Source organism: Streptomyces neyagawaensis, assembly GCF_023516595.1.
Taxonomy (GTDB): domain Bacteria; phylum Actinomycetota; class Actinomycetes; order Streptomycetales; family Streptomycetaceae; genus Streptomyces; species Streptomyces neyagawaensis.
Genome location: NZ_JAMGBG010000001.1, coordinates 476,463 through 490,732 on the forward strand (window position 1 = coordinate 476,463; position 14,270 = coordinate 490,732).

Below are 14,270 nucleotides of genomic sequence, written 5' to 3' on the forward strand. Positions count from 1 at the left end.
GGCCGCGGCTCCCTCGTATCGGAAGACGTGAGAGGGGGTCGCGGCGCGATCGGTCGGTTTCAGAGAAGGTCGCGGCCAAACGCTCGCTTCACAGGGTGTCGCGGCCCGACGGTCCGTTTCGGAGGGTGTCGCGACCCAGCCATCGCTTCACGGGGTGTCGTAGGAGGGTTCCGGTTCGCCGGCCTCCGGCTCCTCCTTGTCCGGTACGTAGCGCAGGACGCCCCACATGCTGTGCTCGTCGGCGCGGGGGGCGTCGTCCTTGCAGGCCTCCAGCTCCTTGGTGAGGGCGGCGGCGTCGATACCGGTGCCGATGAGGACGAGCTGGGTGAGCCTCGGCTCGTCGCCCGGCGTCCACGGCTCGGGGTAGAACCGCAGGAACCGCCCGACCGCGTGCACGGCATACCGGTTGCGGGTGTCGTGGGGCCCGAAGTCGACGTACCCCTTGATGCGGTACAGCCCGTCCGACCTGCCGTCGAGGAAGTCCAGCAGCCGCCGGGGGTTCATCGGCAGGTCGGAGACGAAGGCGACGCTGTCGTACGCGGTGTGCAGATGCCCGAGATGATCCTCGTGGGCGTCGCCGCCCTCGCCGTGGGTGCCGTCGTGCGGGTCGGCGCCGTCGTTCCCCTGGAGATCGTCGTACCGATGAAGGTCGTCGAAGGACAGCTGCCCGATGCGTTCCTCGCTGGGGCGGCAGTCGAAGAGGAACGCGGGGTCGATGCGCCCGTACGTCGCGGCCACGACGGCGGCGCCCTCACTCAGCGACCGGACGAGTCCGACGACGCGCTCACCGTCCTCGGCCCGGTCGACCTTGTTGACGACGACGAGGTCGGCGATGGCGAGGTGCCGGTCGATCTCGGGGTGCCGCTGCCTGGTGTCGAGGAACTCGGCCGCGTCGACGACCTCGACCAGCCCGCCGTACACGACCCGGGGGTTCTCGCCGGCGAGCACCATCCGCACGAGTTCCTGAGGCTCGGCGAGCCCGCTGGCCTCGATGACGATGACGTCGATCCCGGTGGCGGGGTCGGCGAGCCGCTCCAGGTACACGTCCAGCTCACTGGCGTCGACGGCACAGCACAGACACCCGTTGCCCAGCGACACCGTGGAGTCGCCGAGCGCGCCGGCCACCGCCATCGCGTCGATCTCGATGGCCCCGAAGTCGTTGACGACGGCACCGATGCGGGTGCCGCCGCTGCGGTGCAGGAGATGGTTGAGCAGGGTGGTCTTACCGGAGCCCAGGAATCCGGCGAGGACCACGACCGGGATCTGCTGCGGCCCGCCGGGGCCCGGACTCGACGACTGGCTCAACGCGCGCCCTCTCTCACACCGTTGCGTGCGCCGGCTCGCGGCCGGCCGCCGTACCGGGACGGCTCACGGACCGGCGTTCGCCGGAACACCGCGGCTCCTGTACGGCTTTGTACTGCTGCCCCAGGATACGAGTGGGCACACGGTCCACACGAAGGGAACGATTGTCAGCGGCGCCCGCGGGGCACACGATGTGCACGGCGCCGGTTTCTGACACCCGCACATCCTTCCGTGCGCCTCCTCTCCGCCTCCCAGCCGACCAGGGGCGCTCGGCGACACTGGGAGACGGCAAGCGCGCCGCCCACCGCTCGCCGGTCCCCATCCTGTCGACCCGTGTCCGACGACGGGCGGATGGACGCCTGAACCGGGGGTTGACATGACCACACAGAACTTTGGGATACGGAGGCTGGGCGCCGCCGCCCGGGGCCGGCTCGCCTCGGCCGCGCAGGCCCTGACGGAGAGAGGCTCCCGACAGCGCAGGCACGCCGCGCTCGCCGAACAGCACCGGCTCCACTTCGACCTGCTGTGCAAGGCCATGGAGGACCCGGCCCTCGCGGCCGTGCTGGACACGTACGAGACCGATGTCCCGCCGGAGCGGCAGCGCCAGTACCTCTTCGCGAACGCCCTGTACGTCAACGCGCTCTACTACCACCGCATCGGTGCCCTCAGCCTGGGCGAGCTGTACGGGCACCTGCGGGTGATGGCACGCAACACGATCTTCCGAGAGTACTGGGCGGCCACGCGTCACCACCGGGACAGCCTGCCCGACGCGTCGGAGGAGGCGGCGCTGGGCGACATGATGAACGGGCTCGTCGAGGAGATGAACCATCTGGTCGAGGACCGGGACGACGGAGACGAGTGGTGGGTCATAGGGCAACCGCCGGACGAGTGATTCACCCTCAAGTCCCGTGAAGAGGCGAGACGTTGGGACATCCGGACCGGTAATCTCTCCGCATCCTGCTCGGGAAGAACCTCCTGCTCAGGTCCTTGCATGTGCGGCGTAGGGCTGCAGATCCCCACCCGAGGCAGCAGCCCGTTCATGAGCATCCGTGGGCCCGCTCATGAACCCGACCGGACGCACCATGGGTCATCAACTCGCGCAGCGCCCCGGCTGAGGCCCTTCTCGCTCAATGCCTCTAGGACCGGACTTGAAGATCGTGCGTCGCGTTGGCGCCTCGCCCAGGGAGCGCGGCAGCGCCTCGGGCCAGACCTGCCCCGACATCTTCGAACTCAGCGACGGCAACTTCGCTGTCATCGGAACCGAAGCCACCGCCGCCCTCGACGGTGAGCTGCCGCCCGACGCGGCGCGCGCTCCCTACGAACGCATCGTGATCATCTCGCGCGAGACCCTGGTCCGTGCCAAAGCCGACATCCCCGATGCGTGAGACGGCCGCGCTCACGTGACGGAGCGCGCCGCAGGAGCCCGGCACCTCCCCCGTGGTGCCGGGCCCCGTCCATGCGGTGATACCGGCGGACGCCTGGTCAGCAGCGATACGGCGGCCGGGGAGGTCAGGCGACCAGGGCGTCAGGCCACCAGCGGTACGGCCGCCGGGGGCACCGGTCCCACATAGCGTGCCGCCGGGCGGATGATCTTCGAGTCCCGGGCCTGTTCGAGGATGTTGGCGCTCCAGCCGACGACGCGGGCGGCGGCGAAGGTCGGGGTGAACATCTCGCGGGGCAACCCGCACAGCTCCATGACGACGCCCGCGTAGAACTCGACATTGGTGTGCAGCTCACGGCCCGGCTTCAGCTCGGCGAGGATGGCCTCCACCTGCCGCTCGACCTCCACCGCGAAGGCGACACGCGGTCCGCCGAACTGCTCCGCGATGCCACGCAGCATGCGGGAGCGGGGGTCCTCGGTGCGGTACACGGGGTGGCCGAAGCCCATGATGCGATCGCCGGCGAGGACACGTTCCCGGATCCACGCGTCGATGCGGTCCGGGCTGCCGATCGCGTCGAGCGTGTCCAGCGCGCGACTGGGGGCGCCCCCGTGGAGGGGCCCCGAGAGTGCGCCCACCGCGCCCACCAGACAGGCGGCGACGTCGGCACCCGTCGAGGTGATCACGCGCGCGGTGAATGTTGATGCATTGAATCCATGGTCAATGGTTGAGATCAAGTATTGCTCGATCGCCCGCGCAGCCCAGGGGTCGGGTTCCGTGCCCGTCAACATGTACAAGTAGTTCGCGGCGTACGGCAGATCGTCGCGGGGCTCGATCGGGTCGAGCCCCTGCCCGAGCCGGTACAGCGCGGTGAGCAGCGTCGGTACGGCTGCCGAGGCGGCGAGGACGTCAGCGCGGCGTCGGTCCTCGTCGAGGTCGTACACCGGGCGGAAACCCTTGGAGCCGCCGAGCAGCGACAGTGCTGTGCGCAGACCGGAGAGCGGCCCCGAGTGCGCGCTCGCCGCCGCGATCGCGGGCAGGGCGACCCGCACGCCGTCGGGCAGCCGGCGCAAGGGGCCGACCTCCGCGGCGAACGCGACCCGCCGCGCGGCGTCCGGCAGCTCGCCGTGGATCATCAGGTGCCAGACGTCCTCGAAGCCGCGGGTCTGCGCGAGTTCGACAGCGGAGTACTGGCGGTAGTGGTAGAAGCCCTCCTGCCCTCTGACGTCACCCAATTCGGTGTCGGTGACGACGACGCCCGCGAGTCCACGCGGCACGTCGACGGAGGCGGTCGCGGCCCTGTTGATCTGCATGTCTCCTCCTTGGACTTGACTCGACTGTCCATGCTTGACTCGATCTATGTCAATATTGATTGAATCAATGTCATGCTCAACGGATACGGTGACGCCCATGACGGAGCAAGGCGCGCGCGCATCGACGAACCCGGCGAACACCTCCGCCCACCCGGGGCGGCGGCTCAGCACGAGGGAGACCGCCGAACTGCTCGGCGTGAAGCCGGAGACCGTGTACGCCTATGTGAGCCGCGGGCAGCTCAGCAGCCGCCGGGACGCGGCGGGCCGGGGCAGCACCTTCGACGCCGAGGAAGTCGCGGCACTCGCGCGCCGCAACCGGCGGGAGAGCGGCACGACCTCGTCCGGCGGGGGCGAGCTGTCCGTCCGCACCCGGCTGACCCTCATCGAGCACGACCACTACTACTTCCGCGGCGTCGACGCGGCGGAACTGGCCGCGCGCCACTCCTACGAAGAGGTCGCCGAGTGGCTGTGGACCGGTGAACCGCGCCCCGGCGCGACCTTCACCGCGCCGAAGACATCCGTGACCGCCGCCCGCCGCGCGGTCGACGCGCTGCCGGAGCACAGCGGCCCCGTCGACCGGCTGCGGGTCGCGGCCGTCGCGGCGGCGGCCGCCGACCCCCTGCGCTTCGACCTCTCCGAGGAGGCGGTGCTCGGCACCGCGCGCACCCTCATCCCCACCCTCGTGGCCGCCCTCCCCCTGTCCTCCCGCGGCCATCGCGACACCGGTCCGCTCGCCCACCGCCTCTGGGCGCGGCTCAGCGGACGCGCGCCCGACGAAGCCGCCCTGCGGGCGCTGGACACCGCGCTCGGGCTGCTCGCCGACCACGACCTCGCCGCCTCCACCCTGGCGGTCCGCGTCGCCGCCTCGGCCCGCGCGCACGCGTACGCGGCCGTCTCCGCGGGGCTGGGCGCCCTGGAGGGCCCGCTGCACGGTTCGGCCAGCGCCCTCGCCCACCGACTGCTCACCGATGTGCTGGACCAGGGCAGCGCCGTCCCGGTGATCGCGGAGGAACTGCGCTCCGGCCGCGGCATCCCCGGCCTCGGCCATCGTCTCTACACGGGCGAGGACCCACGCGCGCGTGCCCTGTTCGCGCTCCTGGCCGACATGCCCCGCGCGGCCCCCGCGCTCGCGGCCGCCCGCGACATCGTGTCGACCGCCGCCCGGCACACTCCCCTGCACGCCAACGTCGACCTGGCCCTGGCGGTCCTCACGGCCTCCTGCGGCATGCCCCCCACCGCCGGCGAGACGATCTTCGCCGTCGCCCGCACGGCGGGCTGGATCGCCCACGCACTGGAGGAGTACGGAGAGCGCCCCCTGCGGATGCGCCCCAGCGGCCAGTACGTGGGGGTGCGACCACCGCAACCACTGCCGGAGTGACCTGCCGTAGCGACCCGTCGGAGTGGCCGCGGCCGAGGCGGGCCGAGCGCACCGCTCGCCACACCGGTCTCCACCCCTTCGGCCCGCCCGGAGGCCGCGCGGACCGAAGTCAGGTTAGGCTCACCTCTGTGAGTACGTGCACATCCGCGTCCCGACACCTCGCCGAGCCTCTCGCGGGGACCGCCGCCACGGCGAGGACATGGCTGCTGCTGGAACAGCCGGGCCCCTGGGGCGCCCAGGCGCTCACGTCGAGCCACCTGGACCCCGCGCTCGGCCGCGCCCTCGAAGCCGCCGCCGAGGGCACCGGCGTGCGCGTCGCGCTCATCCGGCGGCCGGGACGTCACGCCGACTGCCGCGAGGTCCATGAGCGCCAGGTGTACGTGGCGCACACGGTCCCCGGGAACGTCTGGCTGCACCACGCCACCACGACCGCCCCGGAGCGCCTGCTCGACCTCGACTTCGCCGCGCTCGGCGACGGCGACCCCAGCTCCTTCGAGGCGGCCCTTCACAGTCGGCCCCACACCGGCCGGCCCCTCGCGCTCGTGTGCACCAACGGCAAACGCGACCGCTGCTGTGCCCTCCTCGGCCGACCGCTCGCCGCCGAGCTGGCCGCCTCCGGCGTCGAGGGCACCTGGGAGGTCACCCATCTGGGTGGGCACCGCTTCTCGCCCACGCTCCTCGTCCTGCCCTCCGGCTACGTGTACGGCCGCGCCGAGGCCCACCACGTCAAGGAGGTCCTCCACGCCGTGCGGGAGGGGCGAGTCGTCACCGAGGGCTGCCGCGGGAACTCCGCCTGGGAACGTCCCGGGCAGGCGGCGGAGCTGGCGGTGCGCGCGGCGTCGGGCGAGGACGCGGCCGACGCCCTCACCGTCCTGCGCACGGACGGCGCCGCCCCGCGCTGGGAGGTCACCGTCGCCCACATCGACGGCCGCCGCTGGAACGTCACCGTCTCCCAGGGCGCGGCCCAGCCGCCCCGCCCCGAGAGCTGCGGCTCTCCCCTGGGCTCGCCGGCCCGCATGGACGTGACGGCCGTACGCGCACTGGTACCGACGGCGCTCGCCGGTTAGGGCCCGGCCCGCGCCGGGTCCGCCCTGCGCGCCCCAGCCACGCCTCACGCCTCCCGTCCCGCGCCCGGCGCCCGGCGCCCCGCGCCCCGCCTGAGATACCCGCCACACCCCTCTACGTCCGGCGCACGCCGTCCACGTACCGTCAGGGTATGAGCCCCACTCCCCCCGCACGTCGCCTGCGTCTCGGGATGCCGCGGCGGGTGTTCTCGCAGGTCCTGCTGATGCAGGTGGCGATCGCCGCCGGTGTCGCCGTCCTCGCGACCGGGCTGTTCCTCGCACCGCTCAGCGACCAGCTGGACGACCAGGCGATGCGCCGCGCCCTCGCGATCGCCCAGACCACGGCGGCCCAGCCGCAGATCGCCGAGGACCTGGTCACGACCGAGCCGTCCGTGAAGGGGCCGGTGCAGGTGGAGGCCGAGCGGATCCGCAGGGCCAGCGGCGCCGAGTACGTGGTGGTGATGGACGACCGCGGGGTGCGCTGGTCCCACCCGGACCCCACCGAGATCGGCGGCCTCGTCTCGACCGACCCGCGCCGCGCCCTCGCGGGGAACGAGGTCATGGAGATCGACTCGGGCACCCTGGGGCGGTCGGCCCGGGGCAAGGTGCCGCTGCGCGACGCCGACGGGAGGATCGTCGGGGCCGTCTCGGTCGGTATCGAGTACGACAATGTGCGCGCCCGGCTGATCCACGCGATCCCCGGCCTCCTCGCGTACGCGGGCGGCGCCATGGCCGTCGGCGCGCTGGCGGCGTATCTGATCTCGCGACGGGTTCATCGGCAGACCCGTGACCTGGCCTTCTCCGACATCGCGGGGCTCCTCGCGGAGCGCGAGGCGATGCTGCACGGCATCCGGGAGGGTGTGGTCGCCCTGGACCGCGCGGGCCGCGTGCGCCTCCTGAACGACGAAGCGCAGCGCCTCCTGGGCCTCGGCGACGAGGTGGTCGGCCGGTCGCTCGACGAGGCACTCGGCGCGGGTCGTACGACCGATGTGCTGGCCGGCCGGGTCACCGGCACCGATCTGCTCACCGTCCGCGGCCGGCGCGTCCTGGTCGCCAACCGGATGCCCACCGACGACGGCGGCGCCGTGGCCACCCTGCGGGACCGCACCGAGCTGGAGCAGCTGGGCCGCGAACTGGACTCCACGCGCGGCCTGATCGACGCCCTGCGCGCCCAGGACCACGAGCACGCCAACCGGATGCACACCCTCCTCGGCCTGCTCGAACTGGAGATGTACGACGAGGCAGTGGACTTCGTCGGTGAAGTGGTCGGTGACCATCGCGCGACCGCCGAGCAGGTCACCGAGAAGATCCACGATCCGCTGCTCGCCGCGGTACTGGTCGGCAAGGCGACCGTCGCGGCCGAACGCGGCGTGGCCCTGACGGTCACCGGCGGGACCCCGCTGCCGGACAGGTTGATCGATCCGCGTGGACTGGTCACCATCGTCGGCAACCTCGTCGACAACGCCCTCGACGCCGTCGCGGGCACCCCGCACGCGCGCGTGGAGGTCGAGTTGCGGGCCGAGGGACGCACGGCGATCCTCCGGGTTCGCGACACCGGGCCCGGAGTCCTGCCCGAACACCGTGAGTTGATCTTCACGGAGGGCTGGTCCACCAAGACGCCCCCGGCCCACCGTGAGCGCGGTATCGGGCTCTCCCTGGTGCGCCGGCTCGCCGAACGGCAGGGAGGCAGCGCCCGGGCCACCGAGGCGGAGGGCGGCGGCGCGGAGTTCACGGTCGTCCTGCCGGAGGCGCTGGCGGAGCCGGGACCGGTGACGCAATCGTCGGCGCCGGCGCTTACGTCTACGGCACCCGACGAGGGAGCCGGCCCGCACGACGAGCCGACGGCGGGCCGTGACGCGCGACCGGGCACGGCGCACGAGCCGGAGGACGCCGTCCCAGCCGCCGAGAAGGAGTCGCGATGATCGAGGTCCTGGTCGTGGACGACGACCTGCGGGTCGCCCGGGTGAACACCGCCTACGTGGAGAAGGTCCCCGGCTTCCGGGTGGCGGGCGTGGCGCACAACGCGGCCGACGCGCTGGAGCAGTTGGAGAAGCTGCCCCGGGTGGACCTCGTCCTCCTGGACCACTACCTCCCGGACGACACGGGCCTCATGGTCGTCCAGGAGATGCGCCGACGCGGCCACCAGACCGATGTGATCATGGTGACGGCGGCGCGTGACGTCTCGACGGTCCAGGCGGCGATGCGGCAGGGCGCCCTGCAGTACCTGGTGAAGCCGTTCGCGTTCGCGGGGCTGCGGGCCAAGTTGGAGGCGTACGCGGAGCTGCGGCGCACCCTGGACGGCGGTGGCGAGGCCGAGCAGGCGGAGGTCGACCGGATCTTCGGCGCGCTGTCGGCGGGCGGCGAGCCGGACCTGCCCAAGGGGCACTCGGCCACCACCACCGAGGTCGTGCGGCGGGCCCTGATGACGGCCGAGGGCCCGCTGTCGGCCCAGGAGATCGCCGATCGGACCGGCCTGAGCCGCCAGACCGCCCAGCGCTATCTGAAGCTCCTGGAGCGGACCGGACGCGCCCGTCTGACCCTCAAGTACGGCGACGCGGGCCGCCCTGAGCACCGCTACGAGTGGGCGACCCGCCCCTGACGTCACCCGCCCCGGACGTCGCCCCGCCCCTGGCCTCGCCCGCCCCTGGGCGTCCCCCGGGAGACGCGCGCGGCAAGCGCCGCCGACGGGCGCCCCCGGAGGGCCGTCAGACCGCCCCGGCGCCCGTCAGGGACCGCACCTCGGTCTCGGCGTGCTTCGCCTCGTCGGCCGGTTCGGCGGAGGTGACCGTGCCCAGCCAGCCGGCGAGGAAGCCCAGGGGCACCGAGACGAGGCCCGGGTTCCGCAGCGGGAAGTACTGGAAGTCGACGCCGGGGAACAGGGATTCGGGGCTGCCGGACACCACCGGCGACAGCAGCACCAGCACCACCGCCGGGACGAGTCCGCCGTACACGGACCACACGGCACCGCGGGTGGTGAAGCCGCGCCAGAACAGGGAATACAGCAGCACGGGCAGATTGGCCGAGGCGGCGACGGCGAAGGCCAGCCCGACGAGGAAGGCCACATTGAGGTCGCGGGCGAGCAGCCCGAGCGCGATGGCCACGGCCCCGATCCCGACGGCGGAGGTACGCGCCACGGCCACCTCGCTGTACGGCTTCGAGCGTCGGCGCTTCAGTGAGGCGTACAGGTCGTGGGCGACCGACGCGGACGAGGCGAGGGTGATACCGGCGACGACCGCGAGGATCGTCGCGAAGGCGATGGCGGCGACGATCGCGAACAGAACCGTTCCACCGGTGGAGCCCGCTCCGCCGCCCAGATCGAGGGCGAGGAGCGGAACGGCCGTGTTGCCGGCCGCGTTCGAGGCTCGAACGGCCGCGGGTCCGACGATCGCGGCCGCGCCGAAGCCCAGCACGATCGTCATCAGGTAGAAGCCACCGATGAGGCCGATCGACCACACGACCGAGCGGCGCGCGGCGCGGGCGGTCGGCACCGTGTAGAAGCGGGACAGGATGTGCGGGAGCCCGGCCGTGCCCAGGACCAGGGCGAGCCCGAGGCTGATGAAGTCGAGGCGGTCGGTCCAGTCGCCGCCGTACTTCAACCCCGGCGCGAGGAAGGCCGCCCCGTGCCCGCTGCGCTCCGCGGCCGTCCGCAGCAGGTGGTCGAAGTCTCCGTGGAACCTCATCAGGACGAGCACGGTCAGCGCGATCGCCCCGCCCATCAGCAGGACCGCCTTCACGATCTGAATCCAGGTGGTGGCCCGCATCCCTCCCAGCGACACATAGACGACCATGAGCGCGCCGACTGCGATGACCGTCCAGGCCCGCGCTGCCTCGCCCTCGCCGCCCAGCAGCAGCGCGACGAGGGTGCCCGCGCCCACCATCTGCGCCACCAGGTACAGAACGGACACGGTGACCGAGGAGGTTCCCGCCGCGACCCTGACCGGCCGCTCGCTCATCCGTGCCGCGACCACGTCGGCGAGCGTGAACCGCCCGCAGTTGCGCACCAGTTCGGCCACCAGGAACAGCACTACGAGCCAGGCCACCAGGAAGCCCACCGAGTACAGCAGTCCGTCGTACCCGAAGAGCGCGATGAGGCCTGAGATACCGAGGAAGGACGCGGCGGACATGTAGTCGCCCGCAATGGCAAAACCATTCTCCATCGGCGAGAACAAACGGCCGCCGGCGTAGAACTCCTCCGCCGAACCATGCCGGTTGCGACTGACCCAGGTCGTGATGCCCAGGGTGATCGCGATGAACACGCTGAACAGCAGCAGGGCAAGTGTCTGATGGTTCCCGGTCACCGCTCGCCCCCTGCGACGCCGCGCGTCAACTCCTGTGTGTCCCACCGCAGATCGAGGGCCGCCCGGTCCCGCCGCAGCCGCGCGTGGCGCGCGTAGGCCCAGGTGAACAGGAACGTCGTGAGGAACTGTCCGAGCCCCGCCAGCATCGCCACGTTGACCGCGCCCGCCACGGGCCGCGCCATCAGCCCCGGCGCGGTGGTGGCCGTGACCACGTATCCGACGTACCAGCTGAAGAAGACGGCGACTCCCGGGATCACGAATCTCCGGTACCGGCGACGGACCTCCTGAAAGGCGGCGCTGCGCTGCACCTCCACATACACGTCGCCCGCGGCCCGCCCCTCCTCCCGAGCGGCCGGCACGACGGGCGGCACCCCTCCCGCGCCGTCCACCCCTGCCCAGCCGGAGGCCAGCGCGTCATACCAGGGATCATCGAACCGCACGTCCGCCGGGGCCGCCCCTTGCCCCTCGACCGCACTCTCGGAACCACCCGCGCGACGGCGGGACCGGCCGGTACTTGACTGCATGCCCAAGCATGGACAGACCGCACTGATCCCCGCCGACCCCCTTCGCCATTGTTCACCCCATCAGGTGAAGCGCGGGCCGACTTCGCGCCTGAGACGGCGCGCCCGCCCGACCGACAGCCGGGCGGGCGCGGTGCTCACGCGTCGATACGGGACCGGTCCAACGTGGCCGCCGAGCTGGAGATGAACTCCTTGCGCGGCGCGACGTCGTTCCCCATCAGCAGGTCGAAGACCTGTTCCGCCGCCTCCAGGTCCGAGAGGTTGATCCGCCGCAGCGTCCGGTGCCGCGGGTCCATCGTCGTCTCCGCGAGCTGGTCCGCGTCCATCTCACCGAGGCCCTTGTACCGCTGGATGGAGTCCTTGTAGCGGATGTTCTTGCTCTGGAACTCCAGCAGCTTGTCCCGCAGCTCCCGGTCGGAGTACGTGTAGACGTACTTGTCCTGGCCCTTCTTCGGCTGCACCAGCTCGATCCGGTGCAGCGGCGGCACCGCGGCGAAGACACGGCCCGCCTCGACCATCGGCCGCATGTACCGCTGGAACAGCGTCAGCAGCAGGCACCGGATGTGGGACCCGTCCACGTCGGCGTCGGTCATCATGATGATCTTGCCGTACCGAGCCGCGTCGATATCGAACGTGCGCCCGGACCCGGCCCCTATGACCTGGATGATCGCGCCGCACTCGGCGTTCTTGAGCATGTCCGTCACGGACGACTTCTGGACGTTGAGGATCTTGCCGCGGATCGGCAGCAGCGCCTGGAACTCGGAGTTGCGGGCGAGCTTCGCCGTGCCGAGCGCGGAGTCGCCCTCGACGATGAACAGCTCGCTGCGGTCGACGTCGTCGCTGCGGCAGTCGGCGAGCTTGGCGGGCAGCGTCGACGACTCCAGGGCGGTCTTCCGCCGCTGCGCGTCCTTGTGCTGACGTGCGGCGATACGCGTCCGCGCGGCCGCGACCACCTTCTCCATGACGACCCGCGCCTGCGCGGCGGCGTCCCGCTTGGTGGAGGTCAGGAACGCCTTGAGCTCCTTGGAGATCACCTGCGCAACGATCCGGCGGGCCGCGGACGTGCCGAGGACCTCCTTGGTCTGGCCCTCGAACTGCGGCTCGGCCAGACGCACGGTGACGACGGCGGTCAGACCCTCCAGGGCGTCGTCCTTGACGACGTCGTCCTCGGCGACCCGGAGCATCTTCTTGGCGCGCAGCACCTCGTTCATCGTGCTCGCCACGGCCTGCTCGAAGCCGGCGACATGGGTGCCGCCCTTGGGCGTGGCGATGATGTTCACGAACGACTTGAGGGTCGAGTCGTACCCGGTGCCCCAGCGCAGCGCGACGTCGACGCCGAGTTCCCGGGTGACCTGGGTGGGGGTCATCTGGCCGTGCTCGTCCAGCACGGGGACCGTCTCCCTGAAGGTGCCCTCACCGGTGAAGCGGAGGATGTCGCAGACAGCCTTGTCGGTGGCCAGATACTCGCAGAACTCGCTGATGCCGCCGTCGAAGCGGAAGGACTCCTCGCCCTTGCTCCCGCCCTCACCGAGCCCGTACTCGTCACGGACGACGATGGTCAGGCCGGGCACCAGGAACGCGGTCTGGCGGGCACGCTGGTGGAGGTTCTCCAGCGAGAGCTTGGCGTCCTTGAGGAAGATCTGGCGGTCGGCCCAGTAGCGCACACGCGTGCCGGTACGCGTCTTCGGGATCCGCTTGGTCTTGCGCAGCCCGCCCGCGGCCTCGAACTTCGCGTCCGGGCCGTTGCCCGCGAAGGCGCCGGGCACACCGCGCCGGAAGCTGATGGCGTGGGTGCCGCCGTTGCGGTCCACCTCGACGTCCAGGCGGGCGGAGAGCGCGTTCACCACGGAGGCGCCCACGCCGTGCAGACCGCCGGAGGCCGCGTAGGAGCCGCCGCCGAACTTGCCGCCTGCGTGCAGCTTGGTCATGACGACCTCGACGCCGGACAGGCCGGTCTTGGGCTCGACGTCCACGGGGATGCCGCGGCCGTTGTCCCGGACCTCCACGGAGGCGTCGTCGTGGAGGATCACCTCGATGTGGTCGCAGTAGCCTCCGAGGGCCTCGTCCACGGAGTTGTCGATGATCTCCCAGAGGCAGTGCATCAGGCCTCGACTGTCGGTCGAGCCGATGTACATTCCGGGGCGCTTCCGCACGGCCTCGAGCCCCTCGAGGACGAGCAGGTGCCGCGCGGTGTAGTTGGAACCGTCCCGGTCTGCTCCGGTCAGCAGCGCTGTGGACGGCACGGACGTCTCGGCGGTCACGCGGTTCGCTCCTCGCTGAATTTCAGGTGAGGCCCTTTTGGGTAAGGGGCCCGGCTCGGTTGCCGGTCCGAGGGTACCGAGCCCTGGTAGAGCCGTTGTAACGCCACCCTCGCTGGAAACTCAGGGTAGTCCAGGCTCGCATGCGTGTTCGATCCCTCGATGGGGTGAAGTACATATCACGTTCCCTTCGAGGCATGAACCATTTAGGCTCCGGGCACGTCCTCATGAACAACCGGCAACCCAGCCGGGAGGACCGTACAACCGAGAGAGCAACCGCCAGAACCACCGACAGACAGCGCGAACCCGTACGACACGAAGACACGCACTACGGCTCATTCGCCGCCAACCGGCAACAGACAGCCGGCCTGGAAAGATTTTTTCGAGGAAAAGCCGCGAGCGGGAACGTTTTCGGCCTGGTTGGATGTTGACCCTGGTACGACAGCTCGTCGAGCTAGAGAAGAGGCGACGTGACTACTGTTCTGACCCCCGCGACCCCGCTGACGGCCGCTGACCGATGCGACCGCTGCGGCGCCCAGGCCTATCTGCGCGTCGTCCTGCTGAGCGGTGGAGAGCTGCTGTTCTGCGCCCACCACGGGCGTAAGTTCGAGCCTGAGCTCAAGAAGATCGCCGCGGAGATACAGGACGAGACGGAGCGGCTGACGTCCGTTCCCGCCACCGCGGAAACCGACGAACGCTGACGCTTCGCACCAACGACGAGCCGACACCGGCTCGAGGCCGGTGACCGGGCGGCCAC

At 71.3% G+C, this 14,270-nt stretch carries 12 protein-coding genes; 7 read left to right on the plus strand and 5 right to left on the minus strand.

The features are described 5' to 3' along the window. Positions 1 to 147: 147 nt before the first annotated feature. Positions 148 to 1,305, minus strand: a complete 1,158-nt coding sequence (locus M8J73_RS01980; protein ID WP_055541662.1) for a CobW family GTP-binding protein — start codon at positions 1,303 to 1,305, stop codon at positions 148 to 150. A 373-nt stretch (positions 1,306 to 1,678) separates the two neighbouring features. Between M8J73_RS01980 and M8J73_RS01985 the strand changes: the two genes are divergently transcribed. Beyond that, positions 1,679 to 2,194: a DUF6082 family protein gene (locus tag M8J73_RS01985; protein WP_055541663.1), complete on the plus strand. Its 516-nt coding sequence runs from the start codon at positions 1,679 to 1,681 to the stop codon at positions 2,192 to 2,194. Between the two features lie 256 nt (positions 2,195 to 2,450). After that, positions 2,451 to 2,687, plus strand: coding sequence for a hypothetical protein (locus M8J73_RS01990; RefSeq protein ID WP_055541664.1), 237 nt, complete (start codon positions 2,451 to 2,453; stop codon positions 2,685 to 2,687). A 140-nt stretch (positions 2,688 to 2,827) separates the two neighbouring features. On the opposite strand, the gene M8J73_RS01995 is transcribed toward M8J73_RS01990, so the two are convergent. Beyond that, positions 2,828 to 3,994 (minus strand): citrate synthase/methylcitrate synthase, encoded by a 1,167-nt coding sequence (locus tag M8J73_RS01995; protein WP_249828143.1) that lies wholly within the window; start codon positions 3,992 to 3,994, stop codon positions 2,828 to 2,830. 97 nt (positions 3,995 to 4,091) lie between these two features. Between M8J73_RS01995 and M8J73_RS02000 the strand changes: the two genes are divergently transcribed. The 4 genes from M8J73_RS02000 to M8J73_RS02015 all read left to right on the plus strand — a co-directional run bounded on the left by M8J73_RS02000 (position 4,092) and on the right by M8J73_RS02015 (position 9,035). Further along, positions 4,092 to 5,372: a citrate synthase gene (locus M8J73_RS02000; protein WP_249828144.1), complete on the plus strand. Its 1,281-nt coding sequence runs from the start codon at positions 4,092 to 4,094 to the stop codon at positions 5,370 to 5,372. Between the two features lie 128 nt (positions 5,373 to 5,500). After that, a complete protein-coding gene (locus tag M8J73_RS02005) occupies positions 5,501 to 6,439 on the plus strand; it encodes a ferredoxin family protein (protein WP_249828145.1) in 939 nt (312 codons plus the stop codon). A 149-nt stretch (positions 6,440 to 6,588) separates the two neighbouring features. Beyond that, positions 6,589 to 8,358 carry an ATP-binding protein gene (locus tag M8J73_RS02010; RefSeq protein WP_249828146.1) on the plus strand — a complete coding sequence of 590 codons (1,770 nt, stop codon included), beginning with the start codon at positions 6,589 to 6,591 and terminating at the stop codon, positions 8,356 to 8,358. Further along, positions 8,355 to 9,035: a response regulator gene (locus M8J73_RS02015; protein WP_249828147.1), complete on the plus strand. Its 681-nt coding sequence runs from the start codon at positions 8,355 to 8,357 to the stop codon at positions 9,033 to 9,035. Before M8J73_RS02010 ends, M8J73_RS02015 begins: the two co-directional genes overlap by 4 nt. Before the next feature lie 106 nt (positions 9,036 to 9,141). Here the strand turns inward: M8J73_RS02015 and M8J73_RS02020 are convergent, their stop codons facing one another. The 3 genes from M8J73_RS02020 to M8J73_RS02030 form a co-directional block, all read right to left on the minus strand. Continuing rightward, positions 9,142 to 10,734: a monocarboxylic acid transporter gene (locus M8J73_RS02020; RefSeq protein ID WP_055541351.1), complete on the minus strand. Its 1,593-nt coding sequence runs from the start codon at positions 10,732 to 10,734 to the stop codon at positions 9,142 to 9,144. Further along, complete coding sequence (locus M8J73_RS02025) at positions 10,731 to 11,258, minus strand: DUF485 domain-containing protein (RefSeq protein ID WP_079055104.1); 528 nt, start codon at positions 11,256 to 11,258, stop codon at positions 10,731 to 10,733. Before M8J73_RS02025 ends, M8J73_RS02020 begins: the two co-directional genes overlap by 4 nt. Before the next feature lie 134 nt (positions 11,259 to 11,392). Further along, a complete protein-coding gene (locus M8J73_RS02030; protein ID WP_055541352.1) occupies positions 11,393 to 13,516 on the minus strand; it encodes a DNA gyrase/topoisomerase IV subunit B in 2,124 nt (707 codons plus the stop codon). A 467-nt stretch (positions 13,517 to 13,983) separates the two neighbouring features. On the opposite strand from M8J73_RS02030, the gene M8J73_RS02035 reads away from it, so the two are divergent. After that, complete coding sequence (locus M8J73_RS02035) at positions 13,984 to 14,214, plus strand: DUF7455 domain-containing protein (RefSeq protein WP_055512778.1); 231 nt, start codon at positions 13,984 to 13,986, stop codon at positions 14,212 to 14,214. Positions 14,215 to 14,270: the final 56 nt, after the last annotated feature.

Coding starts and splice junctions, on each gene's coding strand:
- M8J73_RS02025 (WP_079055104.1), bottom strand. CDS start 11,258: ATGCAGTCAAGTACCGGCCGGTCCCGCCGTCGCGCGGGTGGTTCCGAG.
- M8J73_RS02015 (WP_249828147.1), top strand. CDS start 8,355: ATGATCGAGGTCCTGGTCGTGGACGACGACCTGCGGGTCGCCCGGGTG.
- M8J73_RS01995 (WP_249828143.1), bottom strand. CDS start 3,994: ATGCAGATCAACAGGGCCGCGACCGCCTCCGTCGACGTGCCGCGTGGA.
- M8J73_RS01985 (WP_055541663.1), top strand. CDS start 1,679: ATGACCACACAGAACTTTGGGATACGGAGGCTGGGCGCCGCCGCCCGG.
- M8J73_RS02000 (WP_249828144.1), top strand. CDS start 4,092: ATGACGGAGCAAGGCGCGCGCGCATCGACGAACCCGGCGAACACCTCC.
- M8J73_RS02010 (WP_249828146.1), top strand. CDS start 6,589: ATGAGCCCCACTCCCCCCGCACGTCGCCTGCGTCTCGGGATGCCGCGG.